Consider the following 15,080-nt stretch of genomic DNA (forward strand, 5'->3'; position numbering starts at 1 on the left):
CTGTTCTGGCGAAGGCAGGAATGCGGTGCCGGCGGCTGTGCGACCGGGCGGCGTTTCCCTCGCAGGGTCGGCACGCATCGTGGAAGCAACGGCCTGCCGCACCTGCGAAACCATCCCGCGGCCCTGTCGTTGCAGGACCATGCAATCCGACATCAGCCTGCACCATGTCACGTCGATGGCGGCGATCTCGATCGGCCTGTCGGTCGCCGTCGCCTTCCTGCTCCATTGGCTGGTCTATTGGCTGGCGACCCGCATCGTGCGGCGGATGCGGATAGAGCCGGTGATCCTTCCCGCCCTCTATCACCCCAGCCGCTGGCTGATCGTCCTCATGACGCTGGCGGCGGGCATTCAGCCGCTGACCTTCAGCCCGAATGTGGAGGCGATCTGGTCCATCGGGTCGAAAATGCTGTTCATCCTGCTGATGGGCTGGCTGATCTTTTCCCTGATGCGGGCGGGGCGCATCATCCTGGAGCGCCGCAGCGACATCAGCGTGGAGGATAATCTGAAGGCGCGGCGGCAGCATACCCGCATCCGCATCCTCTACCGCGTGACGCAGTTCATCGTCAGCTTCCTGATCGTCTCGCTGATGCTGATCGCCATTCCCGGCGTGCGGAGCGTCGGGGTTACTCTGATGGCGTCGGCGGGGCTGGCCGGGCTGGCCGTCGGTGCGGCGGCGCAGCCCGCGCTCAAGAACCTGATCGCCGGCATCCAGATGGCCTTTTCAGAACCGATCCGGCTGGACGATGTCGTGATCGTCGAGGGCGAGTGGGGCCGGATCGAGGACATCAAGCTGACCTATGTCGTCATCCGCATCTGGGACGACCGGCGGATGATCGTGCCGGTGTCCTATTTCCTGGAAAAGCCGTTCCAGAACTGGACGACGAAAACCTCCGACCTGCTCGGCACCGTATTCCTTTACGTCGATCCCGCCGCCGACATAGAGGCGATCCGGGCGAAATTCATCGAGGCGGTCAAGGCCAACAGCCGCTGGGACGGGCGGGTCGCGATATTGCAGGTCACCGACCAGCGCGCCGATGCGCTGGAGCTGCGCGGCCTGCTGAGCGCCCGCAACGCCGGCATAGCCTTCGACCTGCGCTGCGAGGTGCGGGAGGCGATGATGAATTTCCTGCGCACGCAAATGCCGCAGGCGCTGGTCCGTTCGCGCCAGCGGCTGGAGGCGGGGGATGATCTTGGGAAGGCGTTTACCAGGCCGTCTGCCGTGGTGGAATGAGGGACAGCATCGCGTCATAGACATGCGGTTCGATCCGCCTCAGGAACTCGACGCCGATCCGTCCATCTTCCGACCAGCGCACGTCCCCGGCATGGTCCTTGACCACGGGCAGCCATATCGTCACCCGTTCGCCCATGGCCAACGGCGCATCCGTCCGGCACATCAATCCCAGGGCGGAGATGTTGATGATCCGCGCGCCATGGGTTCGCCCCTGCGCGGTGATATGGCTGACCATATCGACCAGATCCCGCTGCACGCGTCGCTGGTTGGCGGCGGGGTCCCGCGACTGGTTCAGATGGGACAGGCTTGCGAACACCGAAGGCATGCCCGCAGGATAAGATAAGGAAGGTGGCCTATTCCTTACCTTCCATGGTTAAGGCGCGCTGCACGCTCTTTCGATTTCAGGCGGTTACCAGCCCGTGCTTCTTCGCGCCGAAGCTGACCTTGTCCCCCGCCTTCAGGGGCAGGGCGGGGTCGTTCACCACCTCTCCATTGACGCGGATGGCGCCTTCCGCCAGCTTCCGCCGCACTTCCTTGTTGGAGGCGGCAAAGCCCAGCGCGGCGGTGCCCTGCACGATGTTCAGCCCGTCCGCGCCAAGGCTGACAGTCGGCAGATTGGCATCGGAGGCGCCCTCCTCGAAAGTCCGGCGGGCCGTCTCCGCGGCGGCGGCGGCGGCATCTGCGCCGCGGCAGAGCGCCGTCGCCTCGTTCGCCAGGATCTTCTTCGCCTCGTTGATCTCCGCGCCCTGCAGGGCGGCCAGCCGCTCCACCTCGTCCATCGGCAGGTCGGTGAACAGCCGCAGCCGGCTGGCGACGTCGGCATCGGCCGTGTTGCGCCAGAACTGCCAGTAATCATAGCTGGAAAGCTGGTCCTCGTTGAGCCACACCGCGCCGCCCACGGTCTTGCCCATCTTGGTGCCGTCGGCATTGGTGAGCAGCGGGGTCGTCAGCCCGAACACCTGCGTGCCGTCCACCCGGCGCGCCAGTTCGACGCCGTTGACGATATTGCCCCACTGGTCCGATCCGCCCATCTGCAACCGGCAGGCAGAACGGCGCGACAGTTCCAGAAAGTCATAGGCCTGGAGGATCATATAGTTGAATTCCAGGAAGCTCAGCGACTGTTCCCGGTCCAGCCGCAGCTTCACCGAATCGAAGCTCAGCATCCGGTTGACCGAGAAATGCTGGCCGATGTCGCGCAGGAAAGGGATATATTCCAGCCGGTCCAGCCAATCCGCATTGTCGACCATGATCGCGTCGGTCGGTCCGTCGCCGAATGTCAGGAACCGTTCGAACACGCGTTTGATGCTGCCGACATTCTGCGCGATGGCGTCGGTGGTCAGCAGCTTGCGCGCTTCGTCCTTGAAGCTGGGATCGCCGATCTTGCCGGTGCCGCCGCCCATCAGGACGATGGGCTTGTGCCCGGCCTTCTGCAACTGGCGCAGCATCATGATCGACACCAGATGGCCCACATGCAGCGAGGGCGCCGTGGGATCGAAGCCGATATAGCCCGGCACGACCTGCCTGGCGGCCAGGGCGTCCAGACCCTCCGCATCGGTCAACTGGTGGATATAGCCGCGCGCTTCGAGCAGGCGGAGCAGATCGGACTGGTAGTTGCTCATGGCGCGGCCCTGTAGCATTGAGAGGAATAACGTAAAAGAGGCAGGATCATTCGATGCTCGCAATAGGCCTGATGTCGGGCACATCCCGCGACGGCATAGACGCCGCGCTGATCGAGACCGATGGCGAGGGCGCCAGCAAGGGCATCGCTTTCCATGCCATGCCCTATGGCGAGGGGTTCCGCCTGCGCCTGGCCGAAGCCTGCGGGCGCGCCATGGCGATGGACAGGCCGGGGTTCGAACCGCTCATCCACGCGGTCGAGGAAGAACTGACCGAGCTTCATGTCGAGGCGGTGTCGGACCTGCTGGCCCGCAGCGGCCATGTCACGCAGGACGTCGCCGTCATCGGCTTCCACGGCCATACCGTGGCGCATCGCCCCGAATGGCGCTGGACCTGGCAGATCGGGGACGGCGCCGCCCTGGCGGGGGCCTTCGGCATTCCCGTCGTCGCGGACCTGCGCAGCGCCGATGTCGCGGCGGGCGGACAGGGCGCTCCGCTGCTCCCCGTCTATCACCGCGCCCTGGCCCATGATCTGCCGAAACCCGTTGCGGTGCTGAACCTGGGCGGGGTCGCCAACATCACCGCCGTCGCCGCCGACGGGGAAATCGTCGCCTTCGATACCGGCATGGCGAGCGGCCTCATCGACAATTGGATGCAGAGCCATGGCGACCGGAGCTTCGATGAGAACGGCGCGACGGCGGCCGGCGGCCGGGTGGATGAAGATCGGCTGGCGCACATGCTGGCCGATCCGTGGTTCGCCGTCCCTCCGCCCAAGAGCATAGACCGCGAGGCCTTCACCATCGATGCCGTGCGCGGGCTGCCGCTGGCGGATGGCGCCGCGACGCTGACGGCCTTTTCCGCCGCGGCGGTCTCGCGCGGGCTCGGGCATCTCGCGGAGCGGCCCAAGCGCATCTATGTCGCGGGTGGCGGGCGCCACAATGCGACGCTGATGCGCATGCTGGGCGATTATACCGGCGCGGAGGTCCGACCGGTGGACGACCTCGGATGGGACGGGGACGCCCTGGAGGCGCAGGGTTTCGCCTATATGGCTGTCCGCCATATGAAGGGCCTGCCGATCAGTTTCCCCGGCACGACCGGCGCGCCGCGGCCGATGACGGGGGGCGTGCTCTTCGAACCGGCATGACATTTCCCTGACCCCCCTCCCGCCTGCGGAATGGGGACGTCGCTGATCGGCCCGGGTTCACCGCTTGCGCGTCAGTTCCCGCATGGCGTCGTCAATCCCCTCGATCGTCAGGGGATACATGCGGCCATTCATGATTTCGCGGATCATCCTGGTCGACTGGCTATAGCCCCAATGCGCTTCCTGCGCGGGGTTCAGCCACACGGCGGCCGGATAGGTGTGCAGCACGCGGCTCAGCCAGGTCGCGCCCGGTTCCTCGTTCATATGTTCGACCGAGCCGCCGGGATGGCTGATCTCATAGGGGCTCATCGCCGCGTCCCCGACGAAGATCACCTTATAGTCATGCCCATATTTGTGGAGGATGTCCCAGGTCGGCGTCCGCTCCGAAAAGCGGCGGCGGTTGTCCTTCCACACCCCTTCGTAGAGGCAGTTGTGGAAGTAGAAGAATTCCATATTCTTGAATTCGCTCGTCGCAGCCGAGAACAGCTCCTCGCAAAGCGTGATGAACGGGTCCATCGATCCGCCCACGTCCAGGAACAGGAGCAGCTTCACCGCATTGTGCCGCTCCGGCCGCATGCGGATGTCGAGCCAGCCCTGCCGCGCGGTTCCCCGGATCGTTTCGTCCAGGTCCAGCTCGTCCGCCGCCCCCTCCCGCGCGAAGCGGCGCAGCCGCCGCAGCGCGACCTTGATGTTGCGGGTGCCCAGTTCCTTCTGATTGTCCAGATTGGCGAATTCGCGCTTTTCCCACACCTTGATGGCGCGCTTGTGCCGGCTCTCGCCGCCGATCCGCACGCCTTCGGGATTATAGCCGCCATGGCCGAAGGGCGAGGTGCCGCCGGTGCCGATCCATTTATTGCCGCCCTGATGACGCCCCTTCTGCTCCTCCAGCCGCTTCTTCAGCGTCTCCATGATCTCGTCCCAGCTTCCCAGCGACCTGATCTTCTCCATCTCCTGCGGACTGAGGAATTTCTCCGCCACCAGCCGCAGCCATTCCTCGGGAATGTCCGCTTCGACCCCTTCGCTGCCCAGCACGCCCTTGAAGACGCGGGCGAACACCTGGTCGAAGCGATCGATCAGCCCTTCATCCTTCACATAGGTGGCGCGGGCGAGATAATAGAAATCCTCGGGCCGCTGCCCGATGACGTCCCGGTCCAGCGCCTCCAGCAGCAGCAGATGTTCCTTTATGCCGGCGGGAATGCCGGCAGCGCGCAGCGCGTCGAGAAAGTTGAGCATCATGACGGCCCCCTTGTCCGCCAGCTTGCCCGATCATGCAAGCGCGGGGCGTTGTCGGAATGTTAAGTGTTGCAATGCATCGTTAACAAGGCAGTATCCATATCGGGCGGAATAGGGCGGCGATCATTGGAAAACGGGGATTTGTTGACCGACCTGGGGGAAAGATCGGGCGACATCGCATTGCAATGCAGCGAAACGGCGGGTTTCCTGGGGGAACTGACCCGCCGCATCCAGGCGGATTCGGCGCATCTGGGGGAATTGCAGTCGACGATGGAGGCGCTGGCGGTCAGCCAGAATGAAAGCGTGCTCGCGGCGCAGGAACTCAGCCTTACGGCGCGTCGGGCGGGGCAGATCATCGCGCAGGGGCATGAGGCGATCGGACGTTCCCTGGGCCAGATCACGGAACTGATCGAGAATGTGACCGGACTGGAAGGGCATCTGCGTCAGTTCCTGGACGTCATCGAGACGGTCGGCGACATTTCGGGGCAACTGGGCGCGATCGCCCGCCAGACCCACCTTCTGGGCGTGAACGCAGCGATCGAGGCGGCCCGCGGCGGCGAGGCGACGCAGGGCTTTGCCGTGGTGGCGGACGAGATCCGGCGGCTGGCCGGGCAGGCGGGCGAGTCCGCCGCGTCCGTGGGCGACAAGCTGGGCCAGCTGGACCGCGACGCCCGGCAACTGATCGGCGGGGTGGAGGCCAATATCCTGCGCGGCCGCGAAGTCGGTTCGCATATCGATACGCTGCGGGTCAGCATGGCCGAGATCGCTTCGCTGGTGACGCAGTTCGGGGATCGGTCTGAAACGATCGTCACCTGCACGGACGAGGCCGATGGCGACGTCGCGGCCCTGCGTCAGGGACTTGCCCGTTTCAGCCAGTCGGCGACAGAAAGCGCGACCCGCGTCGAAACCGCGCGCGGCCACCTGGAAGGGCTGGAGGGGATGGCGAACGCCATGCTCAACCGGGCGGCGCATAGCGGCCATGTCACGCGCAACAGCCGCTATATCGCCCTCGCCGAAGAAGGCGCGGAGGAGATGCAGGCGCTGATCGAGCAGGCTCTGGCGGAGGGGGAACTGGACATGGGCAGCCTGTTCGATACCGCCTACCGGCCGCTGCCCGGTTCCGACCCGACGCAATATGAAAATGGCTTCACCGCCTTTGCCGACCGCTGCGTGCAGCCCTTGCTCGACCGGCGGACCGCGCAGGACAGCGCCATCGTCGGCTGCTGCCTGATCGACATGAACGGCTATCTGCCGACGCATATCAGCGCGCGCAGCCAGCCCCAGCGGCCCGGCCAGACGCGCTGGAACATGGAACATGCCCGCAACCGGCAGATATTCATGGACAGCCAGACCCGCCGCGCGCTGGACGGCGATGGGGACTTCTTCCTGTTCACCTACCGCCAGGATCTGGGCGAGGGGCGTTATCGGGCGTTGCGCAGCGTGTTCGTGCCGCTGATGTTCAGCGGACGGCGCTGGGGGCTTTATGAGGTCGGCTATCTGATCTGATCGTTCCTCTCAGCGCAGCTTCACGCCAGCCGTCCGCACCGTCACCTCGCCATTGGCGGCATAGTCGGCGGTCGCGCCGGCCTGGGCCGTCTGAGGGTCCTTTCCGTCCAGGATCTGGGCGATCTGGCGGGCGCTCGGCACCTTGTCATAGACGCCGTAGAGGTCGGTCTGACCCACGGAATGTATGGAGAGCCGATAGCCGTCCTTCGCGGGATCGAACGCGACCATGGTGCCTGCGTCGTCCACCGGCACGATGATCGCGCCATTTGCGGCGCCGGCCTGCTGGAGAATGTCGTAGCTGCCCTCGGCGGTGTCGACCTTGCCCCTTATGCAGAGCGGTTCCTGCCCTTCGCGCGGCAGGGAAATATCGGCGGGCGCGGACGTGGTTTGCGCGGTGAGGCGGGCGTCGCCGCCTTCATTGGCGGGGCAGGCGGCCAGTCGAGCGGGCCTGGTCGCATGGATCGAGGATGCATCATCGAACTGAAGACCCGCCAGCATGCCGTCCAGCCCGGCCAGCACTTCCTTCCGCCGTTCCGTCGGCCCGGTGACGCGGAGCTTCACCAGCCATCGCCCGGCGTGCAGGAAAGCCGCAGCCGTGGTGAGCGCGCCGTCGGCGGCATCGTCATAGACGGCGCGGATGGCGCCATTGGCATGTCCCGCCACCGCGACGCTGGAATAAGCGGTGCGGCGCGTCCTTGCTCCGAAACGCTCCGTCACGGCCTTGTCCGTCATATAGGCGGCGAGCGAGGCGTCGGCATAGCTGGGCAGATAGACATAGAGCGTCGCCTGGACCGCGCCGTCGTCGGACAGATATTGCGCGTAATTGTCGATGCCCTTGCCGCCGTTGGAAACCTCCCCGCTCTTGGCGAGCGACAGGCCGGCCACGCTTTGCGGCATGCCGATCCCTGCGGCGTCGGCGCGCAGGGCGGTGGCGGTGGGTGTCCAGGCTTCCCGTTCCTCGGCCGCGCGCGCGAACGCAGGCGCTGACAAGGCCAGCACCGCCGATAAAAGGGACAACGCACGCTTGGGCATTGGCATCCTTCCCTAAATTCATGGCCGTCTTTTCGCGGCTTTGAATGTCAGGAGGAAAGTTGAGCCGAAATGCACCGGCAGCGCAAGCGGCCTTTTAGCTTACGGGGGGCATTTGTGCGGGATAATGGGGCAGATCAGGGTCCAGATGCGCCCAGGCGGGCGCCGCGTCGGTCCAGATGACGGCCTGAGGGGCCAGAAGATCGGGATCGTCAAGCGCTCCGGCGCGGACGAATGTCAGGTGCGGACGCGATTCGGCCAGGCTGAACAGCGGCGTGCCGCATTCGGGACAGAAGCCGCGCCGCATCGCATTGCCGCTGTCGGCTACGCTGTGGTGCCAGCGCAGGTCGCCGGTGACCGTCAGCTTGTCGGAAGGGAAGCAGACATTCACCGTGCCCGATCCGCCGCCCAGATATTGGCAGAGCCGGCACCAGCACATGCGCGCCGCCAGAGGTTCCGCATCGATGCTGATCCGCACCTGTCCGCACAGGCATCCGGCTTGATGAGTCATGGTTCGCGGCCTTTCGTTGAGCGGGAGTGGAGTGGTCCCTATCGCCCCTGCCGCCGGGCCATGAAGGCGAGCCGTTCGAACATCATGATGTCCTGCTCATTCTTGAGCAGCGCGCCGTGCAGCGGCGGGATCGCCTTGGTGGGATCGCGGTCCTGCAATATGTCGAGCGGCATGTCCTCCGCCAGGATCAGCTTCAGCCAGTCGAGCAGTTCGCTGGTGGACGGCTTCTTCTTGAGGCCGGGCACCTCCCGGATTTCGTAGAATATTTCGAGAGCGCGGTTGACCAATATCTTCTGGATGCCGGGGAAATGCACGTCGATGATGGCCTGCATCGTCTCCCGGTCGGGAAATTTGATATAGTGGAAGAAGCAGCGGCGCAGGAAGGCGTCGGGCAGTTCCTTCTCGTTATTGGAGGTGATGACGACCACGGGCCGTTCCTTCGCCGCCACGGTCTCCCCCGTTTCATAGACATGGAAGGCCATGCGATCGAGTTCCTGCAACAGGTCGTTGGGGAATTCTATGTCGGCCTTGTCGATCTCATCGATCAGCAGGACCGGCAGGGTGGGGGAGGTGAATGCCTCCCACAGCTTGCCCTTGCGGATGTAATTGCCGATGTCGTGAACGCGCGGATCGCCCAGCTGACCGTCGCGCAGCCGGGCGACGGCGTCATATTCATAAAGTCCCTGATGCGCCTTGGTCGTCGACTTGACGTTCCATTCGATCAGCGGAGCGTCCAGCGCCTTGGCGATTTCCTGCGCCAGCACGGTCTTGCCGGTGCCCGGCTCCCCCTTCACCAGCAGCGGACGGCGAAGCAGCACCGCGGCGTTGACGGCGACCTTCAGATCATCGGTGGCGACATAATCCCGCGTGCCTTCAAACCGCATGTTCCTGCTTCTCATCCTGCCTGTATCGGGCCAACTATGGCAAAGCAGGAGAGGAGCGCAAAGCCTTTATGCGCGGTTTGCGGCCTGGTCCTTGCCGGCGCGGATCTTCGCGCGGGCCTGAAGGACGTCCCATAGCCCGCGATGCTGGTTCAGCAGCTGGCGCGTTCCGAACAGGATGGCGCGGTCGATGGCATCGTCGCCGCCGATTTCCCTGGCGACCTCCAGCGTCGCCGCGCGGTCCGGAAGGTCGCAGACATGGGGTTCCAGCCCGACGCGAATCGCGGCGATGTCCAGCACATGCCGCACGGCCCGCCAGTCGAGCACCAGCGCGATGGCCGCCCCCATGGCGCAGCCGCGCCGGTCCGACTGGGCCAGCATGTCGAGGGCGTGGCGCTGCTGGCTGACGACGGTTTCGCAATCGCTCTGCCCCGCCGTGCTAGGGGCGGGGCCGACCGCGACCGTCACCTGGGTCAGATAGGCCCGTTCCCGCGCGAAGGCGTCGGCCGCCTGGATCAGCCAGGCGCGCGCCGCATTGTCCGCCGACCGCGTGGCGGCATGGTCGATCACGCCGGGGTGGCGGCCATGCAGAAGGCAAAGATAATAGGCGGCATCGGCCAGATCGGGCAGCGACAGCGTGGCATTGGGGCCGAAGCTGGCCCGCGCGCCACTGGCATAGCCATGCCCGGCCGTGCCGTCGGCGGCGACCACGGCGTCCAGGATCTGCGATACATCGCCAAATTGATAGCGCGGTGCTGCTTCGCTCATCGTCTTCCCCTAAAGCCCCGCTGCTGGCGCGGCCTCGTGCAGGCGACCCTAGAGAGTCGAGGTAAAAGAGGAGTTTACGCCAGTAAAAAAGGGCGGCCCGAAGCCGCCCTTTTGGATCATTCCGCCGCGTTGCCGCCTCGGTCTGCCGAGGCGCCGCTATTGGTCGAGGAAGCTGCGCATCTTGCGGCTGCGGCTGGGGTGCTTGAGCTTGCGCAGCGCCTTCGCCTCGATCTGGCGGATTCGTTCGCGGGTCACGCTGAACTGCTGGCCGACCTCCTCCAGCGTATGGTCGGTGTTCATGCCGATGCCGAAGCGCATGCGCAGCACGCGCTCCTCGCGCGGGGTCAGCGAGGCAAGCACGCGGGTGACGGTTTCCTTGAGGTTCGCCTGGATCGCGGCGTCCACCGGGATGATCGCATTCTTGTCCTCGATGAAATCGCCCAGATGCGAATCCTCCTCGTCGCCGATCGGCGTTTCGAGGGAGATCGGCTCCTTGGCGATCTTCATCACCTTGCGCACCTTCTCCAGCGGCATGGACAGCCGCTCGGCCATCTCCTCCGGAGTCGGTTCGCGGCCCTGTTCGTGCAGGAACTGGCGGCTGGTGCGGACCAGCTTGTTAATCGTCTCGATCATGTGGACCGGGATGCGGATGGTCCGCGCCTGATCCGCGATGGAGCGGGTGATCGCCTGCCTGATCCACCAGGTCGCGTAGGTGCTGAACTTGTAGCCGCGCCGATATTCGAACTTGTCGACCGCCTTCATCAGGCCGATATTGCCTTCCTGAATAAGATCAAGGAATTGCAGGCCGCGGTTCGTATATTTTTTAGCGATGGAGATGACGAGGCGCAGGTTCGCCTCGACCATTTCCTTCTTCGCGATGCGCGCCTCGCGCTCGCCCTTCTGCACCATGTTGACGATGCGGCGGAATTCGGACAGCGACATGCCGGTCGCCTGCGCGATCTCGCTCACCTCAAGGCGGATGCGCTCGACCGCGCGCCCCTCGGCTGCGGCGAAGGCGGCCCATTTCTTGTCCAGACCGGACACCTTGTCGAGCCAGCCATCGTCCAGCTCATGATTGACATAGCGGTCGAGGAAATCCTTGCGGCTCACCTTGTGCCGTTCGGCCAGGCGCAGCATCTGCCCGCCCAGCGCGGTCAGGCGCCGGTTATAGGCGTAAAGCTGGTCGACCAGATATTCGATCTTCTGCTGGTGGAACTGGACGCTTTCGACTTCGGCGGTGAGCTGCTCGCGCAGTTCCTGATAGTCGTCCTCCGCCTTCTGGCTCAGCGTCTCGCCATTGGCCATGGCGGCCATGCGCGATTCCTGCGCCTTGGAGAAGGTGCGGAAAATCTCCGTGATGGTCGCGAATTTCTCCAGCGCCATCGGCTTCAGCGTTTCTTCCATCTGGGCGAGGGAGAGGGTGTTGTCCTCCTCTTCCTCCTCCTCCATCCGGCGGGCGCGCCGCTCCGTCAGGCCGTCCTCATCCTCGTCGGAATCGGCTGATTCCTCCTCCGGTTCCTCCTCTTCCTTGAAGCTGGGTCCGGCAGTCTTCTCGCTGATCTCGCCATCGTCGTCCTCGGCGCCTTCCTCCAGATTTTCCGGAGCGGGATCCTTGGACAGCATCGCGTCGAGATCCAGGATCTCGCGCAGCTGCATCTCGCCATTGTTGAGCGCGGTCGACCATTCGATGATCGCGTTGAAGGTGGTCGGGCTTTCGCACAGCCCCAGGATCATCGTGTCGCGGCCCGCCTCGATCCGCTTGGCGATGGCGATCTCGCCCTCGCGGCTGAGCAGTTCCACGGCCCCCATCTCGCGCAGGTACATGCGCACGGGGTCGTCGGTGCGGTCGACCGTTTCCTTCTTCTTCTCGGTAACGGGACGCGGCGAGCCGTCGTCGTCGGCGCTGTCGTCGGCGCTGTCGTCGTCGCCGTCGTCGCGCTGATCCTCGCCGTCTTCGCTGGCTTCCTCATTCTCGACGATGTTCACGCCCATTTCGTTGAGCGCGGACATGATGTCCTCGATCTGCTCGGAGGACATCTGGTCCTGCGGCAGCGCATCGTTCAGCTCGTCATAGGTGATGTAGCCGCGCTTCTTCGCGCGGGCGATCAGCTTCTTGACCGACGCCTCGTTCAGATCCAGCAGCGGTGCATCGCCGGTATCCGTATCCTCGCCCGCACCCTTGCTGTTCGCCTTGCTCGCCATTTATTCGCCTTAATTCCGCCGCCCCCGTGAAAGGGACGATCCATATCATATAATATCTTCGGACTGCGCCAGTTCCGCCAGGCGGCGATCATGATCCAGCTTCAACTTGCGGACCCTTTGCTGTTCGGCAAAGCTGTCCTCGTTGAGGTCGTCTCTCGCCCGCCGGGTGGCTTCAGCCAACGCCGCCTCCAGCTCCGGTCCCTGCGCCATCACCCGAATGGCCTCGTCCAGATCGCGCCGCACGCGATCCGAGTCGGCCTTGCTTCCATGGGGGGTGAATGTGAACGTGTCGGCCCGAAGCATTCCCTTCGCCATATTATACACTTCACCTTGCCCCAATATGGTAAGGAGGCCACCGGTTTCAACTGTTTCTTTGCTGAACGAGGCCGCGATCATCGCCTTCAGCAGTTCCGCCAGCACGGTGTCGGCGATGCGAAGCCCGATAAGCATCTCGCGATGCAGCGCAATCTGATCGGGATGCCGAAGCAGGCTGGCGAGGACGGCGCGCAAAAGCCGTTGCTCCATGCCGCTTGCGCCGATCGCCCTTGCCTCGCTTCCTGCGGGGGGCAGGGGGGGCTTCCAATTGCCGCGCCGGTCGCGCTGCCAGCCGGAGCGGGCGCTGCCCCCGCCGCGCTGATGACGGGGCTGGAATGCCGCCCGCGCGAAGAACAGCGCGTCATAGCGTTCCCGAAAGGCGTGGACATAATGCGCCCGCACGTCGGGATGGGCGATGGCGTCGGTGATCGCGGACAGGCGCTGCTTGAGCGCGGCGCGCTGCTCCGGCGTATCCAGCGGCGCGGCCGCCTGTTCATATTTCCAAAGGCGCTCGACCAGCGGTTCGGCGGCGCCCAGCACCGCTTCCATCGCCGCAGGCCCCTCCGCGCGGATGAGGTCGTCCGGATCCTGCCCGGCCGGCAGAGTCGCAAAGGCCAGGCTCATGCCCGGTCGGAGCAGGAGCAGGGCCCGGGTCGCTGCCCGGATCGCGGCCTTCTGCCCCGCCGAATCGCCGTCGAAACAGAGGATCGGCACATCGGCCATCTTCCACAGGCGCTCGATCTGATGTTCCGTAAGCGCCGTGCCCAGGGGCGCCACCGATTCTTCAAAGCCGGCCTGGGCGAGGGCGATCACGTCCATATAGCCCTCCACGACGATGATCCGGCCCGTCTGCCGGCTGGCGGGGGAGGCCCGGTCGATATTGTAGAGCGTCCGCCCCTTGTCGAAGAGCGGCGTGTCGGGGGAGTTCAGATATTTGGGCTCGCCCGCGCCCAATATGCGCCCGCCAAAAGCGATCACCCGGCCTCTGATGTCCCGGATCGGCAACATCAGCCGGCCCCGGAAGCGATCATAGCTGTCGCGCTTTCTGGCATTTCCGCCATCCGGCTCGGCGCCATCCGGGTCGATGAGCAATCCCGCCTCGATCAGCAGCGGCTCGCCAAATTCCTTGAGCGCTGTCTTGAGCCGCCCCCGGCCGTCAGGCGAGAAGCCGAAGCCGAAGGTCCTGGCCGTTCCCGCGGCGATGCCGCGCTGCTGGAGATAGGCTCTCGCCTCCGCGCCCTCAATTCCGCCAAGCTGCTCCTCGAAAAAGCCCTGCGCGGCGGCCATGACGTCATGCAGGCCCCTGGCCTGTTCCGCCCGTTTCGCCGCGCGCGGATCGGGGGCGGGAACGTCCATGCCCGCCGCCTGCGCCAGTTCCTTCACCGCTTCCATGAAGGGAAGGCCACGATGATCGGTCATCCACCGGATTGCGTCGCCATGCGCGCCGCAGCCGAAGCAGTGATAGAAGCCCTTTTCGTCGTTTATCGTGAAGCTGGGCGTCTTCTCATTATGGAAGGGGCAGCAGGCCTTATATTCGCGGCCTGCCTTCTGCACCTTCACCGTCCGCCCGATCAGGGTGGAAAGGGAGGTGCGCGCGCGCAATTCGTCGAGGAAGGCGGGGGACAGGCTCATGCTCAGCTCAAATCCGCAGGCTTGAACGCATCGGCCAGAACTCCGTTCGTTTCGAGCGAAGTCGGGAAACGCTCACGCGGCGGCCGGGCGAGCAGGGAAACCAAGGACCAATTGCCCGCGATCATTGCCTCCTTTTTGGCACGCGACCAGCCGCCGACGATCCGTTCCGCTTCCAAGGCTTCAATTCGGGAAGAAAAGGCTTCGCTCCAGACCAGCGTGAGCGGCAAGCGCCCGCGTGAGAATTGGCTGCCCTGTCCCGCCCGCTGCCGTCCAATCCTATGGTGGAGGTCATCGGTGCGACCCGTATGATAGCGCCCATCCGAGCATCGCAGCATATAGGTCCAGAACGCCATCATGCGATTATGCCGGAACGTCCATCAATGTCGAGGGCGCGCCGGATGCAGGAAGATTGCGAAGATATTGCCTCAGGAAAGCGCCGCCTTCACCAGCCCGCTGGCCTTGCTCATGTCGATCACCGATCCGTGCCGTTCCTTCAGCACGGCCATGACCTTGCCCATGTCCTTGACGCTCGCCGCGCCCACTTCCGCCTTGATCGCCTCTATGGCGGCCTTCGTCTCGTCCTCGCTGAGCTGTTGCGGCAGGAAGCTGTCGATCACGTCCAGTTCGGCCTGTTCCTTCGCGGCCAGTTCGTCGCGGCCGCCGCTCCTGAACATGTCGATGGATTCGCGGCGCTGCTTCGCCATCTTCTGGAGCACCTCGACCACGACCGTGTCGTCATCCGGCACGCTGGATGCGGTGCGCAGTTCTATGTCGCGATCCTTCAGCTTCGCCAGGATCAGGCGCACGGCGGCCAGCCGATCCTTCTCTCCCGCCTTCATGGCGGCGATTTGGGCGCTTTTGATCTCGTCGCGAATCATGCGAATGAATCCTGTCTCTTCCGGAAAGGTCCAGATATAACGCCAAAAGAGATTTTTAACAGGAGTTGACCCCGCGGCCTCTCGCGCATAGGTGACCGGCCGTTTAACCCGCTTCAGACGGGTTCCCGCAAAAGCA

The 15,080-nt window shown here is 64.7% G+C and carries 14 protein-coding genes; 3 read left to right on the top strand and 11 right to left on the bottom strand.

Translation table 11 applies throughout. From position 1 onward, the window contains the following. Positions 1 to 139: 139 nt before the first annotated feature. Positions 140 to 1,231, top strand: a complete 1,092-nt coding sequence (locus EGM87_RS03670) for a mechanosensitive ion channel family protein (protein ID WP_137709836.1) — start codon at positions 140 to 142, stop codon at positions 1,229 to 1,231. Here EGM87_RS03670 and EGM87_RS03675 read toward each other — a convergent pair. Together EGM87_RS03675 and tyrS are read right to left on the bottom strand one after the other, a co-directional pair. Then, positions 1,203 to 1,556 (bottom strand): PilZ domain-containing protein, encoded by a 354-nt coding sequence (locus EGM87_RS03675; RefSeq protein ID WP_061934687.1) that lies wholly within the window; start codon positions 1,554 to 1,556, stop codon positions 1,203 to 1,205. The genes EGM87_RS03670 and EGM87_RS03675 overlap by 29 nt on opposite strands. Before the next feature lie 76 nt (positions 1,557 to 1,632). After that, positions 1,633 to 2,850 (bottom strand): tyrosine--tRNA ligase, encoded by a 1,218-nt coding sequence (gene tyrS / locus EGM87_RS03680; RefSeq protein ID WP_099185818.1) that lies wholly within the window; start codon positions 2,848 to 2,850, stop codon positions 1,633 to 1,635. A gap of 53 nt (positions 2,851 to 2,903) precedes the next feature. On the opposite strand from tyrS, the gene EGM87_RS03685 reads away from it, so the two are divergent. Then, positions 2,904 to 3,992: an anhydro-N-acetylmuramic acid kinase gene (locus EGM87_RS03685; protein ID WP_137709835.1), complete on the top strand. Its 1,089-nt coding sequence runs from the start codon at positions 2,904 to 2,906 to the stop codon at positions 3,990 to 3,992. A 57-nt stretch (positions 3,993 to 4,049) separates the two neighbouring features. On the opposite strand, the gene EGM87_RS03690 is transcribed toward EGM87_RS03685, so the two are convergent. Then, on the bottom strand, positions 4,050 to 5,225 hold the full coding sequence (locus EGM87_RS03690) for a vWA domain-containing protein (RefSeq protein ID WP_025549040.1): 1,176 nt from the start codon (positions 5,223 to 5,225) through the stop codon (positions 4,050 to 4,052). 138 nt (positions 5,226 to 5,363) lie between these two features. Here EGM87_RS03690 and EGM87_RS03695 point away from each other — a divergent pair, with 138 nt between their 5' ends. Then, the gene (locus tag EGM87_RS03695) at positions 5,364 to 6,728 is read left to right on the top strand and encodes a methyl-accepting chemotaxis protein (protein WP_171010032.1); all 1,365 of its coding nucleotides are present in this window, start codon (positions 5,364 to 5,366) and stop codon (positions 6,726 to 6,728) included. Between the two features lie 9 nt (positions 6,729 to 6,737). Here the strand turns inward: EGM87_RS03695 and EGM87_RS03700 are convergent, their stop codons facing one another. The 8 genes from EGM87_RS03700 to EGM87_RS03735 form a co-directional block, all read right to left on the bottom strand. Further along, positions 6,738 to 7,760, bottom strand: a complete 1,023-nt coding sequence (locus EGM87_RS03700; protein WP_137709833.1) for a hypothetical protein — start codon at positions 7,758 to 7,760, stop codon at positions 6,738 to 6,740. A gap of 94 nt (positions 7,761 to 7,854) precedes the next feature. Beyond that, positions 7,855 to 8,268 carry a GFA family protein gene (locus EGM87_RS03705; protein ID WP_025549045.1) on the bottom strand — a complete coding sequence of 138 codons (414 nt, stop codon included), beginning with the start codon at positions 8,266 to 8,268 and terminating at the stop codon, positions 7,855 to 7,857. A 38-nt stretch (positions 8,269 to 8,306) separates the two neighbouring features. Then, entirely contained in the window at positions 8,307 to 9,152 is an 846-nt protein-coding gene (locus EGM87_RS03710) for an AAA family ATPase (RefSeq protein ID WP_044662013.1), read from the bottom strand. A 66-nt stretch (positions 9,153 to 9,218) separates the two neighbouring features. Further along, entirely contained in the window at positions 9,219 to 9,917 is a 699-nt protein-coding gene (locus EGM87_RS03715; RefSeq protein WP_061934698.1) for a DUF6975 family protein, read from the bottom strand. A gap of 156 nt (positions 9,918 to 10,073) precedes the next feature. Then, on the bottom strand, positions 10,074 to 12,119 hold the full coding sequence (gene rpoD, locus EGM87_RS03720) for an RNA polymerase sigma factor RpoD (RefSeq protein ID WP_025549049.1): 2,046 nt from the start codon (positions 12,117 to 12,119) through the stop codon (positions 10,074 to 10,076). Positions 12,120 to 12,164: 45 nt separating this feature from the next. After that, positions 12,165 to 14,066 carry a DNA primase gene (gene dnaG, locus EGM87_RS03725; protein ID WP_137709832.1) on the bottom strand — a complete coding sequence of 634 codons (1,902 nt, stop codon included), beginning with the start codon at positions 14,064 to 14,066 and terminating at the stop codon, positions 12,165 to 12,167. 2 nt (positions 14,067 to 14,068) lie between these two features. Next, entirely contained in the window at positions 14,069 to 14,422 is a 354-nt protein-coding gene (locus tag EGM87_RS03730; RefSeq protein ID WP_253719137.1) for a GIY-YIG nuclease family protein, read from the bottom strand. A 69-nt stretch (positions 14,423 to 14,491) separates the two neighbouring features. Continuing rightward, positions 14,492 to 14,944 carry a GatB/YqeY domain-containing protein gene (locus EGM87_RS03735; protein WP_025549052.1) on the bottom strand — a complete coding sequence of 151 codons (453 nt, stop codon included), beginning with the start codon at positions 14,942 to 14,944 and terminating at the stop codon, positions 14,492 to 14,494. Positions 14,945 to 15,080: the final 136 nt, after the last annotated feature.

Source organism: Sphingobium sp. RSMS, assembly GCF_005406185.4.
Lineage (GTDB): Bacteria > Pseudomonadota > Alphaproteobacteria > Sphingomonadales > Sphingomonadaceae > Sphingobium > Sphingobium fuliginis.

What these genes read in the sequence shown, in the direction of transcription:
- EGM87_RS03670 (WP_137709836.1), top strand. Translation starts at nt 140, where the DNA reads ATGCAATCCGACATCAGCCTGCACCATGTCACGTCGATGGCGGCGATC.
- EGM87_RS03675 (WP_061934687.1), bottom strand. Translation starts at nt 1,556, where the DNA reads ATGCCTTCGGTGTTCGCAAGCCTGTCCCATCTGAACCAGTCGCGGGAC.
- tyrS (WP_099185818.1), bottom strand. Translation starts at nt 2,850, where the DNA reads ATGAGCAACTACCAGTCCGATCTGCTCCGCCTGCTCGAAGCGCGCGGC.
- EGM87_RS03685 (WP_137709835.1), top strand. Translation starts at nt 2,904, where the DNA reads ATGCTCGCAATAGGCCTGATGTCGGGCACATCCCGCGACGGCATAGAC.
- EGM87_RS03690 (WP_025549040.1), bottom strand. Translation starts at nt 5,225, where the DNA reads ATGATGCTCAACTTTCTCGACGCGCTGCGCGCTGCCGGCATTCCCGCC.
- EGM87_RS03700 (WP_137709833.1), bottom strand. Translation starts at nt 7,760, where the DNA reads ATGCCCAAGCGTGCGTTGTCCCTTTTATCGGCGGTGCTGGCCTTGTCA.
- EGM87_RS03705 (WP_025549045.1), bottom strand. Translation starts at nt 8,268, where the DNA reads ATGACTCATCAAGCCGGATGCCTGTGCGGACAGGTGCGGATCAGCATC.
- EGM87_RS03710 (WP_044662013.1), bottom strand. Translation starts at nt 9,152, where the DNA reads ATGCGGTTTGAAGGCACGCGGGATTATGTCGCCACCGATGATCTGAAG.
- EGM87_RS03715 (WP_061934698.1), bottom strand. Translation starts at nt 9,917, where the DNA reads ATGAGCGAAGCAGCACCGCGCTATCAATTTGGCGATGTATCGCAGATC.
- rpoD (WP_025549049.1), bottom strand. Translation starts at nt 12,119, where the DNA reads ATGGCGAGCAAGGCGAACAGCAAGGGTGCGGGCGAGGATACGGATACC.
- dnaG (WP_137709832.1), bottom strand. Translation starts at nt 14,066, where the DNA reads ATGAGCCTGTCCCCCGCCTTCCTCGACGAATTGCGCGCGCGCACCTCC.
- EGM87_RS03730 (WP_253719137.1), bottom strand. Translation starts at nt 14,422, where the DNA reads ATGATGGCGTTCTGGACCTATATGCTGCGATGCTCGGATGGGCGCTAT.
- EGM87_RS03735 (WP_025549052.1), bottom strand. Translation starts at nt 14,944, where the DNA reads ATGATTCGCGACGAGATCAAAAGCGCCCAAATCGCCGCCATGAAGGCG.